This window comes from Micromonospora sp. NPDC052213, from assembly GCF_040679695.1.
In the GTDB taxonomy this organism is placed as follows: domain Bacteria; phylum Actinomycetota; class Actinomycetes; order Mycobacteriales; family Micromonosporaceae; genus Micromonospora.
In genome coordinates this window covers 1-23,102 of the sequence record NZ_JBFAVI010000105.1, presented here as the reverse complement: position 1 = coordinate 23,102, position 23,102 = coordinate 1, and the positions used below count along the sequence as shown (strand labels likewise).

The window sequence follows — 23,102 nt, the reverse complement described above, 5'->3', positions numbered from 1 at the left end:
CCCGCTCCAACGACGGCGCACCCGGCACACCACGCACCACATCCAGCAGCGACCAGTCCACGTACGGACGCAACGCCTCCGCACACGCCCCCAACTTCTCCGCGAACACCGGAGCCGTGTCGAGAAGCTCCGCGGCCATGCCCACCCACTGCGAACCCTGACCAGGGAACACGAACGCGACCTCACCGGGCGCACCGGCAACCCCGGTCACGACCTGCGACGCCGGCCGACCGTCGGCGAGCGCGTCCAACGCCGCGGTCAACTCGTCCCGACCGGAGGCGAAGACCACCGCCCGGTGGTCGAGGGGCGACCGCGAGACCGCCGAGGTCCAGGCGACGTCGGCCGGGTTCAGGTCGGCGTCGCCGGCGACGTACCCGGACCAGAGCTCGGCCTGGCGGCGCAGCGCGGTGCGGGTACGCCCGGTGAGCAGCACGGGCGCGGGCGCGGGAAGCTCCGCCCGCTCGGCGTCGGCGGGAGCCTCCTCGGGTTGTTCGAGGATGAGGTGGGCGTTGGTGCCGCTCATCCCGAACGAGGAGACGGCGGCCCGGCGGGGCCGGTCCACCGCCGGCCACGGCGTCGGTTCGGTGACCAGGGCGACCGCGCCGGCGGTCCAGTCGACGTGCGGGGTGGGCTCGTCCACGTGCAGGGTGGGCGGCAGCACACCGTGCCGCATCGCGAGGACCATCTTGATGATCCCGGCGATCCCGGAGGCGGCCTGGGTGTGCCCGATGTTCGACTTGATCGACCCGAGCAGCAGCGGGGCGCCGTCGCCCCGGTCCTGCCCGTACGTGGCGAGCAGCGCCTGCGCCTCGATCGGGTCGCCGAGGGTGGTGCCCGTACCGTGCGCCTCGACGGCGTCGACCAGGTCGGGGGTGAGCTTCGCGCTGGCCAGCGCCTGGCGGATGACCCGCTGCTGGGCGGGCCCGTTGGGGGCGGTGAGGCCGTTGCTCGCACCGTCCTGGTTGACCGCGGAGCTGCGGATGATCCCGAGCACCGGGTGACCGTTGCGGCGGGCGTCGCTGAGCCGTTCGAGCAGCAGCACGCCGACGCCCTCGGACCAGCCGGTGCCGTCGGCGGACGCGGCGAACGACTTGCACCGGCCGTCGGCGGCGAGGCCGCGCTGCCGGGAGAACTCGAGGAAGGCGCCGGGGGTGGCCATGACGGTGGCCCCGCCGGCGAGGGCCAGGCCGCACTCGCGTTCGCGCAGCGCCTGGCAGGCCAGGTGGACGGCGACGGACGACGACGAGCAGGCGGTGTCCACGGTGACCGCGGGGCCTTCGAGCCCGAACGTGTACGCGAGCCGGCCGGAGACGACGCTGGCGGCGGTGCCGGTGAGGACGTATCCCTCGACGCCGGGGGCGCGGTGCATGACGGCGGCGTAGTCCTGGCCGGAGGTGCCCATGAAGACGCCGGTGCGGCTACCCCGCAGCGACAGTGGCGCGATGCCGGCCCGCTCGAACAACTCCCAGCTGGTTTCCAGCAGCAGCCGCTGCTGGGGGTCCATGGCGACGGCCTCGCGGGGCGAGATGCCGAACAGGGCCGCGTCGAAGTGCCCGGCGTCGGACAGGAACCCGCCGGACGCGGTGTACGAGGTGCCGGGGTTGTCCGGATCGGCATGGTGCAGCCGGTCGAGGTCCCAGCCCCGGTCGGCGGGGAAGTCGCCGATGGCGTCGCCGCCGGCCGAGACGAACCGCCACAGCTCCTCCGGCGAGCTGATGCCGCCGGGGTAGCGGCAGCTCATGGCCACGATGGCCAGCGGCTCCGACTCCTCGGCGGTGACCTCGCGCAGCCGCTGGCGGGTCTGGTGCAGCTCGGCCATGACACGCGTCAGGTACCCACGGAGCCGTTCTTCGTCCGACATGGTCGGTCCCGAGCCCTCGTTCTCCACCGGCACGTTCGCCATGGTTGGTCTCACTTCCTCGTTCATTACCGGTAGGTGACGCGTGCCTCAGGAAAGCCCGAGGTCCCTGTCCAAAAGATCGAAAAGCTCCTGGTTGCTGGCCGTCCGCAGCCGGTCGGCCACGTCGGCGGCCTCGTCGGGCCGCTCGCCGGCGCCCCGCTCGGCGGCGCCGAGGCGCTCCAGCAGCCGGTGCAGCCGCATGGTGATCCGCACCCGGCCGATGTCGTCGGCCTCGCGCCGGGCGAGCGCCTCCTCCAGCCGGTCGAGCTCCTCGACGGTGGGCAGCGCCTCCACCGATGCCTCGCTGACCAGTTCGGCCCGCAGGTGCTCGGCGAGGGCCTGCGGGGTCGGGTAGTCGAACACCACCGAGCTGGCCGGGCTGAGGCCGGTGGCCTTCGCCAGCCGGCCGCGCAGCTCCACGGCGGTCAGCGAGTCGAAGCCGAGGTCCCGGAACGGCCGGTCGGCCTCCAGGGCGTACGGGCTGTCGTGGCCGATCACCTCGGCGGCGGCGGTGCGGATCAGGTCGACCAGCAGCCGGTTCTGCTCGCTGGTGGTGAGGTCGGCGAGCCGCTTACGCAGTCCGGTGAGCACCTCGTCGCCGCCCTCGTCGGCCGGGTCGGGACCGGTGCGCAGCGCCGCCACCTCGGGCAGGTCGCTGATCAGCGGCCGGGGCCGGGCGGAGGCGAAGACCGGGGCGAAGCGGGCCCAGTCGACGTCGGCGACGGTGAGCACCGCGCCGTCCCCCTCGACCGCGGCGCGCAGGGCGGCCATGGCCGGCTCCCGGTCGAGCAGCGTGACCCCGCGCCGGCTCATCGCCACAGCGAGGTCGTCGCTGATCATGCCGCCGCCGGCCCACGGCCCCCAGTTGACCGAGAGCACCCGGGCCCGGCCGGCGGGCCGGGACTGCGCCCAGGCGTCGAGGAAGGCGTTGCCGGCGGCGTACGCGCCGTGGTCGCCGACGCCCCAGGCCGCCGCGATGGAGGAGAAGTAGACGACCAGCTCCAGGTCGTCCGGGTCGAGCAGCTCGTCGAGGTGGCGGGCGCCGGCGGTCTTGCCGGAGACCACGTCGGCGAGCTCGTCGGCGGTGACCACGGCGACGGGGTTGAGGCGTCCGACGCCGGCCGCGTGCACCACGGCGCGTACGGTCTCGCCGTCACGACGCAGCCCGTCGACCAGGGCCGCGACGGCGTCCCGGTCGGCGAGGTCGCAGGCGAGCACGGTGGCCTGCGCGCCCAGGTCGGCCAGCTCGGCGACGGTGTCGGCGACGCCTGGGGCGTCCGCGCCGCGCCGGCTGACCAGGATCAGGCGCCGGGTGCCGTGCCGGGCCAGCCACGTCGCGGCGTACCGGCCGATGGCGCCGGTGCCGCCGGTGATGAGCACGGTGTCCGGCGGCTGCCAGGCCGGGGCGTCGGACGCCTCGGCGCGGGCCGCCCGGGCCAGCCGCCGCAGGTGCGTGCCCAGGGGGCGGACGGCGAGCTGGTCCTCGGCGTCGGTGTTGGTCAGCGCCCGCAGCAGGTGCTCCCCGGTGGTGGCGTCCAGCTCGGCCGGCAGGTCGAGCAGGCCACCCCAGTGCGCGGGGTGCTCCAGGGCGGTGACCAGGCCGAGGCCCCAGGTGGTGGCCTGGGCCGGGTGCGCGATGGCGTCGCCGGGGCCGGTGCTGACGGCCTGCCGGGTGAGCAGCCACAGCGGCCCGGCCGGGGCGCCGTCGGCGACGGCCTGGACGAGGGCGAGGTTGCCGGTGAGCCCGGCGGGCACGTTCGGGTGGTCGGGGTGGGCGCGCTCGTCCAGGGCGAGCAGCGAGACGATCCGGGTGGGTGGGCCGGCGGGCAGCAGCCCGGCCAGCTCGGCCCGGGTGACGGCCGCGGGGTCGACCGCGACGCTCCGTACGTCGCCGCCGTGCGCGCCGATCAGCTCGGCGATCCGGTCGGCCGTCTCCGCCGCCGCGCCCGCCGGGACGACCAGCAGCCAGTCCCCCGTGGCGTCGCCGGCGGTGAGCCGCCGCTGCGGCCAGGTGATCCGGTAACGCCAGCCGTCGACCAGCGCGTCGGCCTGCCGCCGGCGGTGCCACTCGGCGAGGGTCGGCAGTTGGGCGCGCAGCGGCTGGTCGGGGTCCACGCCGAACCGGGCCGCCAGTCCTTCGCCGTCGCCCGCGGCCACGGCCTGCCAGAACGCCTCGTCGGCGGTGCCGGCCACGGCGGTGGCCTGCCCGGCGGCCCTGACCACGTCGCCGTCGCCGACGGGCCAGTACCGCCGGTGCCGGAACGCGTACGTGGGCGGCTCGGCCGGGTCGGCGGTGGGCAGCACCGCCGCCCAGTCGACGCGTACGCCGTGGCAGTGCAGCCGGGCCAGCGCGCCGAGCAGGGCGGCCACCTCTCCCCGGCCTCGACGCTGCGTCCCGGTGACGAGCGGGCCGTCGTCGGGCAGCGCGTCGGCGGCCAGGGCGGTGAGCACGGTGTCGGGGCCGACCTCCAGCAGGGTGCCCACCCCGAGGTCGCGCAGGTGGGTGACGGTGTCGGCGAACCGGACCGCCTCCCGCACGTGCCGCACCCAGTAGTCCGGGGTGCAGACCACCTCGGGGTCGGCGACCCGGCCGGTCAGGTTGGACACCAGCGGCACGGTCGGCGGGGCGTAGTCACAGGTGGCGGCGACGGCGGCGAACTCGGCCAGCATCGGCTCCATCAGCGGGCTGTGGAACGCGTGGCTGACGTTGAGCCGCTTGACGCGTACGCCGAGCGCGGTGAAGTGCTCGGCCAGTTCGGTGAGCGCGTCGCCGTCGCCGGAGACCACCACGGCGGCCGGCCCGTTGACGGCGGCGACGGCCACCCGGTCGACGTACGGGGCGAGGGTGTCGGTGACCTCGGCCTCGCCGGCGGCGACGGCGAGCATCCCGCCGCCGGCCGGGAGGGCCTGCATGAGCCGGCCCCGGTGGCCGACCAGGGCGCAGGCGTCCGGCAGGGTGAGCACCCCGGCCACGTGCGCGGCGGCGATCTCGCCGACGGAGTGCCCGGCGACCAGGTCGGGACGGACGCCCCAGCCCGCCAGCAGCCGGTGCAGCGCCACCTCGACGGCGAACAGCCCGGCCTGGGTGAAGACGGTCTGGTCCAGCAGCGCGGCCTCGGCGCTGCCGTCGGCGGCGAACAGCACCGTCTTGAGCGGCCGGGGCAGGTGGGCGTCGAGGTGCTGACAGACCTCGTCGAGTGCCTCGGCGAAGACGGGGAACGTCTCGTACAGCTCCCGGCCCATTCCCGCGTGCTGCGCGCCCTGCCCGGAGAAGAGCGCGGCGACGGTGCCGCCGGACGCGGCGACGTCCCGGGTGAGGCTCGGGTGGGTCTGCCCGGCGGCGAGCGCCCGCAGCCCGGCCACGTACGTGTCCCGGTCGGCCGCGAGGAGCACCGCGCGGTGCCGCAGGTGGGACCGGCCGGTGGCCAGGGCCCGGGCGACGGCCGCGTCGGCGGCGGGCTCGGTGGACGCCCACTCGGCGAGCCGGGCCGCCTGGGCGCGCAGCGCGTCCTCGTCGGTGCCGGAGACCGCCCAGGGCAGCAGCGGCGGCGCCGGGGGCCGCGCGGTGTCGGTCCGTGGCGCGTCGTCCGTCCGCCGCGCGTCGTCCTCGGCCGGCGGGGCCTGTTCGAGGATGACGTGGGCGTTGGTGCCGCTGACCCCGAACGACGACACCGCGGCCCGGCGCGGCCGGTCCACGACGGGCCACGGCTGGGGCTCGGCGAGCAGCGCGACCGCGCCTTCGGACCAGTCGACCTGCGGGGTGGGCTCGTCGACGTGCAGGGTGGGCGGCAGCACGTCGTGCCGCATGGCGAGGACCATCTTGATCACCCCGGCGACGCCCGCCGCCGCCTGGGTGTGGCCGATGTTCGACTTGATCGAGCCGAGCCACAGCGGCCGGTCGGCGGGCCGGTCCTGCCCGTACGTGGCGAGCAGGGCCTGCGCCTCGATCGGGTCGCCGAGGCGGGTGCCGGTGCCGTGGCCGTCGACGACGTCCACGTCGGCCGGGGAGAGCCGGGCGTTGGCCAGGGCCTGCCGGATGACCCGCTGCTGGGCGGGCCCGTTGGGGGCGGTGAGCCCGTTGGACGCGCCGTCCTGGTTGGTCGCGGAGCCGCGTACCACGGCGAGCACGCGCCGGCCCTCGCGCCGGGCGTCGGAGAGCCGCTGCAGGAGCAGCAGGCCGACGCCCTCGCCCCAGCCGGTGCCGTCCGCCGCCGCGGCGAACGCCTTGACCCGCCCGTCGGCGGCGAGCCCGCGCTGCCGGGAGAACTCGAGGAACGCGCCCGGCGTCGACATCACCGTGACGCCGCCGGCCAACGCGAGATCACACTCGCCGGAGCGCAGCGCCTGCGCGGCCAGGTGCAGTGCGACCAGCGACGACGAGCACGCCGTGTCCACCGTGACCGCGGGGCCCTGCAGGCCGAACGTGTAGGACAGCCGGCCGGAGACGACCGCCGCGGTGTTGCCCGTCGCCTGGTAGCCCTCGGTCTCGGCCCGCGCGGCCATCAGCAGGGTGGCGTAGTCCTGCCCGTTGGTGCCGACGAAGACGCCGGTGCTGGTCTCCCGCATGTCCGTGGGGGCGATGCCGGCGCGCTCGAACAGCTCCCACCCGGTCTCCAGCAGCAGCCGCTGCTGCGGGTCCATCACCAGGGCCTCACGGGGCGAGATGCCGAACAGGCCCGGGTCGAACCCGCCGACGTCGGCGACGAAGCCGCCCTCCCGGACGTACGAGGTGCCGGGGGTGTCGGGGTCGGGGGCGTAGATGGCGTCGAGGTCCCAGCCCCGGTCGGCGGGGAAGGGGGCGATGGCGTCGCGGCCCTCGGCCACCAGCCGCCACAGGTCCTCCGGGCTGGTCACCCCTCCGGGGTAGCGGCAGCTCATGGCGACGATGGCGATCGGCTCGTCCAGCGCGGCGACGGCCTGCGTGGGGGCGGCCGACTCGTCGGTCACGCCGAGGATCCGGTCGGCCAGCCAGCCGGCGAGCAGGGACGGGGTGGGCCGGTCGAAGACCAGCGTGGCGGGCAGCCGCAGCCCGACCGCCTCGCCCAGCCGGTTACGCATCTCCACCGCGCTGAGCGAGTCGAAGCCGATCTCGCGGAACGGCCGGTCCACACCGATCGCCTCGGCGGAGGCGTGCCCGAGCACCGCCGCGGCGTGCATCCGGACCAGCTCCAGCAGGGTGCGGCGGCGCTCCGGCTCGGCCAGGCCGGCGAGCCGGCCGCGCAGGGGGGACGCCTCGGCCGGCTCGTCGTGGTCGCGGGCACGGGCGGCGGCGATGATCCGGGCGACCTCGGGAACGTCCTCGATCAGTGGCCGGGGGCGGGTCATCGCGTAGGTCTGGTGGAACCGGTCCCAGGCGATGTCGGCCACGGTGAGGGCGGCCTCGTCGTGGGCGAGGGCCCGGGCGAGCACGGCGACGGCCAGGTCGGGGCGCATCGGCCGGACGCCGGAGCGGAACATGTGGTCGGCGGCGCCGTCGGTCTCCACCATGCCGCCGCCGTCCCAGGCGCCCCAGGCCACGGCGGTGGCCGCGAGGCCCCGGCGACGCCGGTCCTCGGCGAGCGCGTCGAGGAACGCGTTGCCGGCGGCGTAAGCGCCCTGCAGGCCGCCGCCCCAGACGCCCGCCCCGGAGGAGAACAGGACGAACGCGCCCAGGTCGCCGCCGAAGGTCTCGTCGAGGTTGACCGCGCCGGCCACCTTCGCGCGCAGGCCGTCGGCGAGCTGGGTCAGGTCGGTGCCGGCGAGCGGGCCCGCGAGGGCGACCCCGGCGGCGTGGAAGACCGCGTCGATCCGGACGCCCTGCCCGGCGAGCCGGTCGACGAGGCCGCGCAGCGAGTCGAGGTCGGCCACGTCGCAGGCCGCCACGGTGACGGTCGCGCCGAGCGCGGTCAGCTCCGCCTCCAGTTCGGCCGCACCGGCCGCCGCCGGGCCCTGCCGGCTGGTCAGCACCAGGTGGGACGCGCCGCCGCGGGCGAGCCAGCGGGCCACGTGCGCGCCGAGCGAGCCGAGGCCGCCGGTGACCAGGACGGTGCCGGCGGGACGCCAGCCGGTGGCCGCCGGCGGGGTGTCCGTGCCGGCGCGGACGAGCCGGCGGGCGAACAGGCCGGAGGGGCGGACGGCGATCTGGTCCTCGTGCCCGGCCCCGGCGAGGACGGCGCCGAGCCGGCCCCGCGAGCTCCGGTCCAGGGCGGCCGGCAGGTCGACCAGGCCGCCCCATCGCTCGGGGTGTTCCAGGGCGACCACCCGGCCGAGGCCCCACACCGGGGCCTGCCGGGGGTGGTCGAGCGGATCGGCGCGACCGGTGGAGACGGCACCGCTGGTGGCGCACCACAGCGGGGCGGTGATCCCGAGGTCGCCGAGGGCCTGCACCAGGGCGAGCGTGCCGGCCAGCCCGGCGGGCACCACGGGACGGTCCGGGTGGCCGGTCTCGTCGAGGGCGAGCAGGGAGAGCACGCCGGTGACGGCGTCGGTGGCGAGGTGGGCGAGCTGCCCGGCCAGCGACGCGCGGTCCGGGTCGGCGACGGTCACCGGGACGACGTCCGCCCCGGCCTCGCCGAGGGCCTGGGCGACCTGCCCGACCAGCGGGTGGTCGGCGTACGCGGCGGGCGCCACGAGCAGCCAGGTCCCGCCGAGCCGGGCGGAGGACGCGGCGGTGAGGGGCTTCCAGTGCACGCGGTAGCGCCAGGCGTCCACCGTGGACTCGTCGCGGCGGCGCTGCCGCCACCCGGAGAGCACCGGCAGCGCCTCGCCGAGCGTCCGCGCCGCGGTCCCGTCGATACGCATGGCGGCGGCGAGGGCGTCCGCGTCGGCCCGCTCCACGGCGTCCCAGAACTGGCGCTCGGCGGGGTCCTCCACCGTGGCTGCCGGGCCGGTGCGCAGCGGCGCCTCGGGCCAGTACCGCTGCCGGTGGAAGGCGTACGTCGGCAGCGGCACGGCCGGTCCGGTACGCACGCCGCAGACGGCGTTCCAGTCCGCGTCGACGCCGTGTACGTGCAGCTCGGCGAGGGCGGCGAGCATCCGGGGCCAGCCGCCCTCGTCGTGGCGCAGGGTGTCCACCACGGCCGCCTCGTGCTCGCCGGCGTCGGCCGTCTCCCGCATCCCGGAGCTGAGCACCGGGTGCGGGCCGACCTCCAGGAAGACCTGGTGGCCGTCGGCGAGCAGGCTGCGCACGGCCCGCTCGACGTCCACCGTCTCCCGCAGGTTGCGGAGCCAGTAGTGGGCGTCGAGGGTGGTGGTGTCGGCCTGCCGGCCGGTCAGCGCGGAGTAGAAGGGCAGCTCGGCGGGGCGGGCGGTGATCCCGTCGAGGGCGCTCAGGAACCGGTCGGCGACAGCCTCGATCCGCGCGGGGTGGAGGGCACCCTCGACGTGGAAGGCGTCGACCGTCCCGCCCTCGTTGGCGAGGTCGACCAGCACCTGGCTGCGCAGGGCCACGATCCGGGCGGCGTCCTCCAGGGAGAGGGCGCCGGCCACGCAGGCGGCGGCGATCTCCCCCTGGGCGTGCCCGACCACCGCGGCCGGCCGTACGCCGAGTGAGCGCCACAGCCGGGCCAGGGAGACCGTCACCGCCCAGAGGGCGGGTTCCAGCACGCCGGACGCGGCCAGCGGCGGGGCGCCCTCGGCGCCGCGCAGCACGTCGGTCAGCGACCAGCCGACCCAGGGCGCGAGGACGGCCTCGCACTCGGCCATCGACGCGGCGAAGACCGGGGAGCTGTCCAGCAACTCCACCGCCATGCCGGGCCACGGCGAGCCGTCTCCGGGGAAGACGAAGACGGGGGCGGTGTTGCGCAGGGCCGTACCGGTCACCACGGCGGGGACGGCCTGGCCGTCGGCGATCGCGGTGAGGCCCCGGGTCAGCTCGGCCTGGTCCCGGCCGAGCACCACGGCCCGGTGCGGGAACGAGGCCCGCGTGGTCGCCAGGGCGTACGCCACCTCGTCCGGCTGGATCTCGGGGTGCGCGGCGAGGTGCGACCGCAGCCGGACGGCCTGCTCCCGCAGGGCGGTCCGGTCCGCGGCGGACAGCACGAGCGGGACGAGCCCGGCGTCGGCGGCGGTGCCGGGCCGGAACTCCGCCACGACCGTGGGCTCGGGGGCCTGCTCCAACACCACGTGGGCGTTGGTGCCGGAGATCCCGAACGAGGACACGGCAGCCCGGCGCGGCCGGTCGACGGCCGGCCACGGGGTCGCCTCGGTGGCCAGGGTCACGGCACCGGCGGTCCAGTCGATGTGCGGGGACGGCTCGTCGACGTGCAGGGTCGGCGGGACGATGCCGTGCCGCATCGCGAGGACCATCTTGATCACACCGGCCACGCCGGCCGCGGCCTGCGTGTGGCCGATGTTCGACTTGACCGATCCCAGCAGCAGCGGCCGGTCACCCGGCCGGTCCTGCCCGTACGTCGCCAGCAACGCCTGCGCCTCGATCGGGTCACCCAGGGTGGTGCCGGTGCCGTGCGCCTCCACGGCGTCCACGTCCACCGTGGACAGGCGGGCGTTCGCCAGGGCCTGCCGGATCACCCGCTGCTGCGACGGCCCGTTCGGCGCGGTCAACCCGTTCGACGCGCCGTCCTGGTTCACGGCGGTCCCGCGAACGACGGCCAGGATGCGCCGGCCCTCCCGCTGGGCGTCGGAGAGCCGCTGCACGAGCAGCACGCCCGCGCCCTCCGCCCAGCCGGTGCCGTCGGCGGAGGCGGCGAACGACTTGCACCGCCCGTCCTGCGACAGCGCGCGCTGCCGCGAGAACTCGACGAACGTGCCCGGGGTGGCCATCACGGTCACGCCGCCCGCGAGGGCCAGATCGCACTCCCCCGACCGCAGCGCCTGCGCCGCGAGGTGCAGCGCGACGAGGCTGGAGGAGCACGCCGTGTCGACCGTGACCGCCGGGCCCTCGAGGCCGAACGTGTACGCCACCCGGCCGGACAGCACGCTGCCGGAGGTGCCGGTGCCGATGTAGCCCTCCACCTCGGCGGGCAGGTCCATCAGGCGGGACGCGTAGTCGTGGTACATGACGCCCGCGAACACGCCCGTCCGGCTGCCCCGCAGCCGGTGCGGGTCGAGGCCCCCCGACTCGAACGCCTCCCACGAGGTTTCCAGCAGCAGCCGCTGCTGCGGGTCCATCGCCAGCGCCTCGCGCGGCGAGATCCCGAAGAAGCCCGGGTCGAACTCGGCGGCCCCGTACAGGAATCCGCCCTGCCGGGTGTACGACGTACCGCTGCTGTTCGGGTCCGGGTCGAACAGCGAGTCCAGGTCCCATCCCCGGTCGGCCGGGAACTCGCCGATCCCGTCCCCGCCCGTGGCCAGCAACTCCCACAGCTGGTCGGGGCTGTCGACCCCGCCCGGGTACCGGCAGGCCATGCCGACGATCGCGATGGGCTCGCCGAGGCCGGTGCCCGTGGCCGCCTCGGCGGCGGGGACCGTGGCCGCCCGACCGCCGGCCAGCTCGGCGTAGACCTGGCCGGCGAGGATCCGCGCGGTCGGGTAGTCGAACACCAGCGTCGACGGCAGCCGAAGCCCCGTCGCCGCGTTGATCCGGTTGCGCAGTTCCACCGCCGTCAGCGAGTCGAAGCCCAGCTCCCGGAACGCCCGGTCCCCCGGCACCGCCTCGGCGGCGCCGTGCCCGAGGACCTGGGCGACCAGGCCGCGGACGAGGGCGTCGACCTGCTCGCGGGCCTCCTGCGGGTCCAGTCCGGCCAGCCGGTCGGCCCAGTTGCCCCGGCCCGCCTGCCGGCGGGCGTTGACCGCGCCCAGCAGCACCCGCAGCAGCGACGGCACCCGGCCGGCGACGACCTGTGCCCGCATCGCCGCCACGTCGATGACGGCCGGTACGAGCACGGGCCGGTCCGCGGCCAGGGCGGCGTCGAACAGCTCCAGGCCCGTGTCGGTGCTCATCCCGGTGATGCCGGACCGGGTCGACCGGGCGCGGTCGGCGTCGCTCACCGACGCGGCCATGCCGGCGGTGTCCCACATGCCCCACGCCAGGCTGACCGCCGGCAGGCCGGCCTGCCGGCGGTGCACCGCCAGCGCGTCGAGGAACGCGTTCCCCGCCGCGTACGCGGCCTGTCCCGGGGAGCCCAGCACGCCCGCCGCGGAGGAGAACAGCACGAACAGGTCCAGGTCCAGGCCGAGCGTCGCCTCGTGCAGCCACCAGCCGGCGGCGACCTTCGGGGCCAGCACGCCGGCCAGCCGCTCCGGGCTGATCGCCGAGACCACGCCGTCGTCGAGTACGCCCGCGGTGTGCACCACGCCGGCCAGCCGGCCGCTGACGCCGGCGACGAGCGCCGCCACCTGGTCGCGGTCGGTGACGTCGGCGGCGACGACCTCGACCCGGGCGCCCAGGCCGGTGAGCCGCTGCGCCAGCGCGTCCGCGCCGGGGGCGTCAGGGCCCCGCCGGGACACCAGCAGCAGCGACTGCGCCCCGTACGCCGTGACCAGGTGCTCCGCCACGAGGGCCGCCAGCGCCCCCGTGCCGCCGGTGACCAGGACCGTGCCGTCGCCGAGGGCCGGCGCGTCCCCCTCGGCGGGGAGCGTGGCGCGGGCGAGACGGGGGGTCAGGACCGCGTCGGCGCGCAGCGCCACCTGCCCGCCGGTGGCGGGCAGGTCGTCGGCGACGCCGGCCAGCACGGCGAGGGTGGCGGCGTCCGGGTCACGGTCGAGGTCGGCCAGTACCAGGCGCTCCGGGTGCTCGGACTGCGCCGAGCGGAGCAGGCCCCACACGGCGGCGCCGGGCAGGTCGGCGACCTGGTCGGCGTCGCGGGCCGCCACGGCGCCCCGGGTCAGCACCACCAGTCGGGAGTCGGCCAGGGCGTCGGCGGCGAGCCACGCCTGCACCACCCCGAGCACGTCCGTGGTCACCGCCCGGACCGATCCCGGCACGTCAGGGCCGGACGGGGTGGGCACCGGCAGCACGAGGATCCGCGGCGGTTCCGCACCCGTTCCGGCCGCGGCGGCCAGCACCGCCGCCACGTCGGCGAACGCGGGCAGGCCGGCGTCGTTCGGCTGGTCCGGGCCGGCGAGCAACGCCCAGCCGGTCAGGTCCTCGACCGCCGTGACCTCCTCGGCCTGCCAGACCACCTCGAACATCGACCGGGCCGCCGCGCCCGGGGCGGTCACGCCGGTCATCTCCCGCAGGACCAGGGAGTCCACGGAGACGACCGGCGCGCCCGTGGCGTCGGCGGCGACCAGCCGCACCGCCGAGCCGGCACGGGACAGCCGCACCCGCAACGCCGACGCGCCGGACGCGTGCACCTGGACGCCCTCGAACGCGAACGGCACCCGGGGGCCGTCGCCCGCACCGGCGAGCAGCAGCCCGACGGGGTGCAGGGCGGCGTCCAACAGCGCCGGGTGCACCCCGAAGGCGCCGGCGGCGTCCGCCACGTCCTCCGGCAGGGCGACCTCGGCGTACACCTCGCCGTCGCCGGTCCACAGCCGGCGCAGACCCCGGAACGCCGGCCCGTACGCGAGGCCGCGCCCGGCCACCGCGTCGTACCAGTCGTCGAGCCGCACCTCGGTCGCGGCGGCGGGCGGCCACGCCTCCAGGCCGGGTTCCTCGGCGGCGGCGGGTTCCAGTACGCCCTCGGCGTGCCGCACCCAGCCGGCGTCCGGGTCCTCCTCGGACTGGGCGTGCACGGTCACCGCGCGGACGCCGGCACCGTCGGCCGGGCCGACGCGCACCTGCACCCGCATGCCCCCGACCGGGGGCAGCGTCAGCGGCGCGGCGACGGTCAGCTCCCGTACGCGGGAGGCGCCGATCTCGTCGCCGGCCCGCACCACCAGCTCGACCAGCGCCGTGCCGGGCACCACCACGACGCCGGAGACCGCGTGGTCGGCCAGCCACGGGTGGGTGGCCAGCGACAGCCGGCCGGTGAGCAGCACCATGTCCTCGCCGGCGACGGAGACCGCCGCGCCGAGCAGCGGGTGCCCGGCCGCACCGAGTCCGGCGCCGGACACGTCGGCGAGCCGGCCGACCGGCTCCAGCCAGTACCGCTCGTGCTCGAACGCGTACGTGGGCAGGTCCACCCGGCGGGCGCCGGCGTCGGCGAGCAGCGCGTCCCAGTCGACGGTGAGGCCGTCGGCGTGCAGCCGGGCGAGCCCCTCCAGCACGGCGCGGGGCTCCGGCCGGTCCTTGCGGACCAGCGGCACCAGCACCGCCGCCGGGTCGGTGAGGCAGCTCTGGGCCATGGCCGTGAGCACGCCGCTGGGCCCCAGCTCGACGTACGTGCCGACGCCGGCCTCGGCGAGCTGCTGGACGGCGTCGGCGAAGCGTACGGCCTCCCGGACGTGCCGCACCCAGTAGCCGGGGCTGCACAGCTGCTCCGGCTCGGCGATCCGGCCGGTCACGTTCGACACGATCGGCACGGTGGGCGGGCGGAACGTCAGGCCCTCGGCGACCGCCGCGAACTCGGCGAGCATGGGCTCCATCAGCGCGCTGTGGAAGGCGTGGCTGACCCGCAGCCGGTGCGTGGGCGTTCCCCGGTCGGCCCAGAGCGCGGCCAGTTCGTCGACGGCCTGCGCGTCGCCGGAGACGACGACGGAGGTGGGCCCGTTGACGGCGGCGATGTCGACGCGGCCGGTCACGCCGGACAGCGACTGGGCCACCGACGCCTCGTCGGCGGCGACGGCGAGCATCGCCCCGCCGGCCGGCAGGGCCTGCATGAGCCGGCCCCGGGCGGCGACCAGCGCAGCCGCGTCCGCGAGGGAGAGCACCCCGGCGACGTGTGCGGCGGCCAGTTCGCCGATCGAGTGGCCGACCAGGAAGTCGGGGACGACGCCGAACGACCCGGCGAGCCGGGCCAGGGCCACCTCGACGGCGAACAGGCCGGCCTGGGTGAACACCGTCTGGTGCAGCAGCTCCGCGTCCGCGGTGCCGTCCTCGGCGAACATCACCTCCCGCAACGGCCGCGGCAGGTGCGGGTCGAGCTGGGCGCAGACCTCGTCGAGGGCGGCGGCGAAGACCGGGTGCGCCTCGGCGAGCTGCCGGCCCATGCCGGCCCGCTGGGCGCCCTGGCCGGAGAAGAGGAACGCGACCCGGCCGCGGGAGGTGGCCGCGCCGGTGACCACCGAGGGGGCCGGCTCGCCGTCGGCGAGGGCGCGCAGTCCGGCGAGCAGGTCGACGCGGTCGGCGGCGAGCACGACGGCCCGCCGGTCGAGCCCGGCCCGGCTGAACGAGGACGCGGCGACGTCGACGGGCCGGGCCGAGGAGTCGGTGGCGAGGTGGTCGGCCCAGCGGCGGGCCTGCGCGGCGAGGGACCGGGGGCCGCGCGCGGACAGGAGCACCGGGACCAGCGGCGGCGGGGCCGCCTGCCCCGCCGGCTCCGGTTCCTCGGCGGGGGCCTGTTCGACGATGACGTGGGCGTTGGTGCCGCTGACGCCGAACGACGACACGGCCGCCCGCCGCGCCCGCTGCTTCTCCGGCCAGGGCCGGGCCTCGGTCAGCAGCTCGACGGCGCCGGCCGACCAGTCGACGTGCGGGGTGGGCTCGTCGACGTGCAGGGTGCGCGGCAGGACGCCGTGGCGCATCGCCATGACCATCTTGATGATGCCGGCGGCCCCGGCCGCGGCCTGGGTGTGACCGAGGTTGGACTTCACCGAGCCGAGCCACATCGGCTCCCCGTCGGCGCGGTCCTGCCCGTACGTGGCCAGCAGCGCCTGCGCCTCGATCGGGTCGCCCAGGGTGGTGCCCGTGCCGTGCGCCTCGACCACGTCCACGTCGGCCGGGGAGAGCCGGGCGTTGGCCAGGGCCTGCCGGATGACCCGCTCCTGGCTGGGGCCGTTCGGGGTGGTCAGGCCGCTGCTCGCCCCGTCCTGGTTGACGGCGCTGCCCCGGATCACCGCGTAGATCCGCCGGCCGTCGCGTTGCGCGTCCGACAGCCGCTGGAGCAGCAGCACGCCCACCCCCTCGGCCCAGCCGGTGCCGTCGGCGGCGGCGGCGAACGACTTGCACCGCCCGTCGCCGGCGAGCCCGCGCTGCCGGGAGAACTCGGCGAAGACGCCGGGGGTGGACAGCACGGTCACGCCGCCAGCCAGGGCGAGGTCGCAGTCGCGCTGACGCAGCGCCTGCACGGCCAGGTGCACGGCGACCAGCGACGACGAGCAGGCGGTGTCGACGGTGACGGCCGGCCCTTCGAACCCGAACGTGTACGCCACCCGGCCGGACACCACGCTCCCGGAGTTACCGGTGCCCAGGTACCCCTCCACGCCCTCGGGCAGGTCCACCACCCGGGAGGCGTAGTCGTGGTACATCACTCCGGCGAACACCCCGGTGCGGCTGCCGCGCAGCCGCTGCGGGTCGAGGCCGGCGGACTCGAACACCTCCCAGGCGCTCTCCAGCAGCAGCCGCTGCTGCGGATCCATGGCCAGGGCCTCGCGGGGCGAGATGCCGAAGAAGGCCGGGTCGAACGCGGTGGCCTCGTAGAGGAAGCCGCCCTTGTCGGCGTACGACGTGCCCGGGTTGTCCGGGTCGACGTGGAACAGCCGCTCCAGGTCCCAGCCCCGGTCGGTCGGGAAGTCCCCCACCCCGTCCCGGCCGTCGGCGACCAGTCGCCACAGCTCGTCCGGGCTCGTGACGCCGCCCGGGTACCGGCAGGCCATGCCGACGATGGCCATCGGCTCGCGGTCCTTCGCCTCCACCTCGCGTACGCGCCGCCGTGCCTCGCGCAGGTCGGCCGTGGCGCGCCGGAGGTAGTCGAGGAACTCTTCCTCAGTGGGCATCGGGCCACTCCGTATCGGGGTCAGAGGTCCGGGACATGCGCGCTCAGGCCGTGCCGAGCTCGTCGTCGAGGAGGCTGAACAGCTCCTCCGCGCTGGCGGAGCTGAGGTTGCCGTCGCCCGCGGCGGCGGCGTCGACGTCGGCCTCGGCGTACGTCCAGAGCGAGAGCAGCTCACGCAGCCGGGCGGCGACGGCGGTCCGGTCGGTGTCGTCGGCGGCGACCGCGCGCATGGCGGTCTCCAGCTTGTTCAGCTCGCCGAGCACCGACAGCGCGGAGGTGGTCCGCTCGGCGAGCAGCGACCCGCGCAGGTGGGCGACGATGGCCGCGGTGGTCGGCCGGTCGTAGATCAGGGTGGACGGCAGGCGCAGCCCGGTGGCGGCGCTGAGCCGGTTGCGGAACTCCACTGCGGTCAGCGAGTCGAAGCCCAGCTCGACGAAGCCCTTCTCCTCGTCGATGTCGCGCATCGAGGAGTAGCCGAGCACCGCGGCCGCGTGGGTGCGGACCAGGTCGGACAGCACCCGGTCCCGCTCCCCCTCCGGGGTGGCGGCGAGGGTGTCCGCCAGCGCCGCCGCCGCGTCCGCTGCCGAGGTCGCCGCCGCCGGCGCCCCGGCGGCCGGGCGGACCAGGCCGTGCAGCAGCCGGGGCAGCGCCGGGCCGAGCCGGCCGAACACCCCGTGGTCCAGGCTCACCGGTACGACCACCGCGTCGCCGAGGCGCAGTCCCTCGCTGAACAGCTCCATGCCCTCGTCGGCGTCGAGGGGGTGGAAGCCGGCGCGGCTCATCCGCTCCTCGTCCACGTGCCCCTGCGGCCCGCCGGGCTCGTCGGGGTTGGCCCACGGCCCCCACGCCATCGAGGTGACGGCGAGCCCGCTCGCCCGGCGGTGGTGGGCGAGGGCGTCGAGGAAGGCGTTCGCGGCGGCGTGGTTGGCCTGGCCGGGGCCGCCGAACAGCCCGGCCGCGGAGGAGAAGAGCACGAACGCGGCCAGGTCGAGCTTCTCGGTCAGCTCGTGCAGGTGCCAGGCGGCGTCCACCTTCGGCCCGAGGACGGTGTCGAACCGGGCCGGGGTGAGTGCCGGCAGCACCCCGTCGTCGAGGATGCCGGCGGCGTGCACGACGCCGACCAGCGGCCGGTCGGCGGGGATCTCGTCGAGCAGCACGGCGAGGGCGTCCCGGTCGGTGACGTCGGCGGCGACGACCTGGGCGGTGGCGCCGAGCCCGGTCAGCTCCTCGACCAGCTCCGCCGCGCCCGGGGCGTCGAGGCCGCTGCGGCTGACCAGCAGCAGCCGGGGCACCGCGTGCCGGGCGACGAGGTGCCGGGCGACCAGCCGGCCGATGACGCCGAAGGCGCCGGTGACCAGGACGGTGCCGGCGGACAGGTCCGGCGCCGGCCGGTCCTGCGGCGCCGACCCGAGCCGGGTCAGCCGGGGCACCCGGAGCTGGCCGGCCCGGACGGCGAGCTGCGGTTCGCCGGTGGCCAGCGCCGCCGGCAGGGCGACCGCCGAGCGGGGGTCGTCGTCGAGGTCGAGCAGCACGAACCGGCCGGGGTTCTCCGACTGGGCGGAGCGCACCAGCCCCCACGCCGTGGCGGCCGGCAGGTCGGCGGGCCGTTCGTCGCCGTCGACGCAGACCGCGCCCCGGGTGATGACGACGAGCCGGGCGTCCGCCAGCGGCTCCCGGGTGAGCCAGTCCTGCGCCAGCGCCAACGTCTCGTGGCTGACCAGGTGCGCGGCCCGCGCCGGGCTCGGCTCGTCGGCGCGCTTCCCCACGCGGGTGGCGAGCACCGCGTCGGGCACGGCCGCCCCGTGGGTCACGGCCTCGACCAGTTCGTCGAGGTCCCGGTACGCCTCCATGCCCGGCCAACCGTCGGCGTCGCCGAGCACGGCGATCCGGGCGGGCCGGTCCGTCCCGGGCTCAGGGGCGATCCAGTCGAGCCGGTGCAGCGACCGGTTCGCCGCCCGGCGGGCCACGTCGAGCTGGTCCGTGCTGACCGGCCGCAGGACGAGGGAGTCGAGGGACGCGACGGGCACGCCGGAGGTGTCCGTGACGGTCGCCGCCACCGACGCCTCGGTGACCGTGAGCCGGACCCGCAGTTCCCGGGCCCGGGTGGGCTGGATCGCGACGTCCGTCCAGGAGAACGGCAACCCGGTCTGCGCCGCGCTCGGCTGCGCCCCGGTGTCGACGTGGTCGAGGGCGCTGGCGCCGATGGCGTGCAGAGCGGCGTCGAGCAGCACCGGGTGCACCGAGAAGGCGGCGCTGTCGGTGGCCGCGTCGGCGTCCAGCGCCACCTCGGCGAGGATGTCGCCGCCGCTGCGCCAGGCCGCGCGCAGGGCCTGGAAGACCGGGCCGTAGTGGTAGCCCTGCTCGGCGAGGTGCGGGTAGAGGGCGTCCAGCGCGATCGGTTCGGCGTCGGCGGGCGGCCACACGCCGGCCGGGGCCACCGTCACCGCCCGGGTGGGGGCGAGCAGGCCCGTGGCGTGCCGCTGCCACTGCCGGGCCGTCTCCGGCCGGGTGGTGCCGTCGTCGACGTACGAGTGGACGGCGACGGGGCGGCAGCCGTCGGCGTCGGCCGGGCCGACGCGGACCCGCAGGTCGACGCCGCCGGTCCGGGGGACGACGAGGGGGGCCTCCAGGACCAGCTCCGCCACATGGGCGGCGCCGACGACGCGACCGCTGGACGACGCCAGCTCCACCATGGCCGTGCCGGGCAGCAGGGCCGTGCCGAGCACGGCGTGGTCGGCCAGCCACGGGTGGGTGGCCAGCGACAGCCGGCCGGTGAGCAGCAGGCCCTCGTCGCCGGGCAGGTCGGCCGCCGCGCTGAGCAGCGGGTGGTCCACCGCGTCGAGGCCGACCGACGGCAGCCCGGCCCGGCTGGCGCCACCGCGCGACAGCCAGTACCGGTCCCGCCCGAACGGGTACGTGGGCAGGTCGACGGTCGGGGTCTTCGCGAGGACCTCGCGCAGGTCGACGGGCAGGCCGATCGCGTGCGCGGTGGCGAGGTTGGTCAGCAGCCGGGTGGGGTCGTCGTCACCCCGCCGCAGGCTGCCCACCGTGTGCCCGGTGACGCCCGTGTCGTCCAGGATCGCCGTGACCGGCATCGTCAACACCGGATGCGCGGACACCTCCACGAACGTCGTGTGCCCGGCCTCGATCGCCACCCGAACGGCCGCGTCGAACCGCACCGGGTTCCGCAGGTTCTCGTACCAGTAACCCCCGTCCATCGCCGACGGGTCGGCCCAGTCGCCGGTGAGGGTGGACACCATCGGGACGTGCCCACGCTGCGGGGCCAGACCCGCCAGATCAGCCAGCATCTGCTCGCGGACCCGCTCCACCGCCGGGGAATGCGAGGCGTAGTTGAACCGGATCGGCCGAGCCCGCACCCCCTCCGCCCGGAACATCTCCACCAACTCCGCCACCTGCCGCGGCGGCCCGGAGACCACCACCGTCGCCGGCCCGTTCACCACCCCGACAACCACCTCCGGGTGGTCCGCCAGACGGACCGCAACCTCATCGGCCGACAGGTCCACCGCCGCCATCGCCCCGGTACCCGCAAGACCAGCCAGAGCACGAGCCCGCAGAATCACCGCCCTCGCCGCATCATCCAGCGACAGCACACCCGCCACACAGGCCGCCGCGATCTCCCCCTGCGAGTGGCCGATCACCAACTGCGGGACCACCCCCGCCTGCCGCCACACCTCCGCCAGAGAGACACCCACCGCGAACAGAACCGGCTGCAACACCTCCACCCGGTCCAACCACGACTCATCGTCACCGGTCAACACCGACACGACGTCCACGTCCAGATACGGCGCGAACGCCCGCTGACACTCCGCCAACCGCCCATCGAACGCCGGACACCGCCCCACCAGACCCGCAGCCATCCGCACCGCCTGCCCGCCCTGACCGGGGAACACGAACACCACCCCGTGGGTGGATGCCGTGCCGCCGACGACGTGGCCGGCCGGCACGCCGGCCGCCAAGGCGTCCAGGCCGGCCAGCAGGTCCTCGGTGCTCGCCCCGACGACGGCGGCACGCTGCTCCAGTGCGGCCCGGGTGGTCGCCAGCGACCAGGCCACGGCGGCCGGGTCGAGGCCGTCGTGCTCGCGGACGTGCCGCGCGAGCCGTTCCGCCTGGACCCGCAGCGCCGCGCTGGACCGCGCCGACAGCGGCCACAGCACCGCGTCCGAGCGGACCAGCCCGTCCGGGCCGTCCTCGGCGGGCGATCCGGGCTCGGTCGGCTCGGCGCCGTCCGGCTCGGCGGGCTCCTCCGGCTGTTCGACGATGACGTGGGCGTTGGTGCCGGAGACGCCGAACGACGACACCGCCGCCCGGCGCGGCCGGCCCGTCTCCGGCCACGGCCGCTGCTCGGTGGTGAGCGTGACGGCCCCGGCCGTCCAGTCGATGTGCGGGGAGGGCTCGTCCACGTGCAGGGTCGCGGGGACGACGCCGTGCCGCATGGCCTGCACCATCTTGATCACACCGGCCATCCCGGCCGCGGCCTGGGCGTGCCCGATGTTCGACTTGATCGAGCCGAGCAGCAGCGGCTCGGCGTCGCCCCGGTCCTGCCCGTACGTGGCCAGCAGCGCCTGCGCCTCGATCGGGTCGCCGAGGGTGGTGCCGGTGCCGTGCGCCTCGACCACGTCCACGTCGGCGGTGGTCAGCCGGGCGTTGGCGAGGGCCTGACGGATGACCCGCTGCTGGGACGGCCCGTTCGGGGCGGTCAGCCCGTTGGACGCCCCGTCCTGGTTGACCGCGGAGCCGCGCAGCACGGCGAGGACGTGGTGGCCGTTGCGCCGCGCGTCGCTCAGCCGCTCGACCAGCAGCACGCCGACGCCCTCGGCCCACCCGGTGCCGTCGGCGGCGGCGGCGAACGACTTGCACCGCCCGTCGGCGGCAAGGCCGCCCTGGCGGGAGAACTCGGCGAAGGTGTCCGGGGTGGCCATCACGGCGACCCCGCCGGCGAGGGCGAGGTCGCACTCGCCCCGGCGCAGCGCCTCGCCGGCCAGGTGCAGCGCGACCAGCGACGACGAGCAGGCGGTGTCCACGGTGATCGCCGGGCCCTCCAGCCCCAGCGTGTACGCCACCCGGCCGGAGATGACGCTGTGCGAGCCGCCGGTCATCAGGTAGCCCTCGGTGCCCTCCGGCACCTCGGTCAGCCCGCTCCCGTAGCCGGAGGTGGACGCGCCGACGTAAACGCCGGTGCGGCTGCCCTTGAGGGCGGTCGGGTCGATCCCGGCCCGTTCCAGCACCTCCCAGGACGCCTCCAGGGTGAGCCGCTGCTGCGGGTCCATCGCCAGGGCCTCGCGGGGCGAGATGCCGAAGAACGCCGGGTCGAAGCCGGTCACGTCGTGAAGGAAGCCGCCGGCCGGGGTGTAGCCGCTGTCCGGCGCGGGGGTGTCCCAGCCCCGGTCGGTGGGGAACGCGCCGATCGCGTCGACGCCCTCGGTGACCAGCCGCCACAGCTCGTCGGGGCTCGCGGCGCCTCCCGGGTAACGGCAGGCCATGCCGACGATGGCGATCGGCTCGCCGGCGGTGACGGCGACCGCGACGGCCGCGGCGGCGCGGTCCCCGCCGAACGCCGTCTCGCGCAGGTGCCGGGCCAGGTCGGCCGGGGTGGGGTGGTCGAAGACGAGGGTGGCCGGCAGCCGCAGCCCGGTGGCCTCGTTCAGCCGGGTACGGAAGTCCAGGGCCGTGAGCGAGTCGAAGCCGAGGTCCTTGAACGGCCGGCCGCGCAGGTCGTCCGGGGTGGCGTGGCCGAGCACCCGGGCGGCCTGCTCGTTGACGAGCCGGAGCAGCTCCCGCTCCTGCTCGGCCTCGGTCAGGTCGACCAGGTGGCGCAGCGCGTCGGACGCGCCGGCCGGCGCGTCGGTCTCCGCCTCGGCCTCGGCCAGCGCCCGCACCGCGGGCAACTCAGAGAGGAACGGGCTGGGCCGGGCCAGGGTGAACGCCGGGTGGAAACGGCTCCAGTCGACGTCGGCGACGGTCAGGCGGGTCTCGCCGTGCTCGACGGCGCGGCGCAGGGCGAGCAGCGCGGCGGCCGGCTGCATCGGGTTGAGGCCGCGGCGGCTGAGCAGCTGTTGGGTCTCCTCGGTGGTGGCCATGCCGCCCTCGGCCCAGGCGCCCCAGGAGATGGAGGTGGCGGTGAGGCCCCGGGCGCGGCGCTGCTCGGCGAGCCCGTCGAGGTACGCGTTCGCCGCCGCGTACCCGCACTGGCCGGCGCTGCCCCACACCGCGGCGATGGAGGAGAACGTGACGAAGGCGTCGAGTTCCCGGTCGGCCAGGAACTCGTCGAGGTGCACCGCACCGAGCGCCTTGCCGGCCATGACGTGGTCGAACACGTCGAGGTCGGTGTCGACCAGCGGCGTGAGGTGGTCGGTGCCGGCGGCGTGCAGCACGGCGGTCAGCGGGGCGACGTCGTCCAGGCCGGCCACGAGCGCGGCGACCTGGTCGCGGTCGGCCATGTCGCAGGCCACCACGCTGACCCGTACGCCGGTGGCGGTCAGCTCGTC

At 76.4% G+C, this 23,102-nt stretch carries 3 protein-coding genes; all 3 read right to left on the bottom strand.

Annotation, left to right across the window (positions count from 1 at the left end; genetic code table 11):
- The coding region (locus AB0L34_RS22705) for a type I polyketide synthase (RefSeq protein WP_363706362.1) at positions 1–1,861 on the bottom strand (1,861 nt) is incomplete at its 3' end.
- 87 nt (positions 1,862–1,948) lie between these two features.
- Positions 1,949–16,597 (bottom strand): type I polyketide synthase, encoded by a 14,649-nt coding sequence (locus tag AB0L34_RS22700; protein WP_363706360.1) that lies wholly within the window; start codon positions 16,595–16,597, stop codon positions 1,949–1,951.
- 43 nt (positions 16,598–16,640) lie between these two features.
- A partial coding sequence (locus tag AB0L34_RS22695) for an SDR family NAD(P)-dependent oxidoreductase (protein ID WP_363706359.1) occupies positions 16,641–23,102 on the bottom strand: 6,462 nt, incomplete at its 5' end.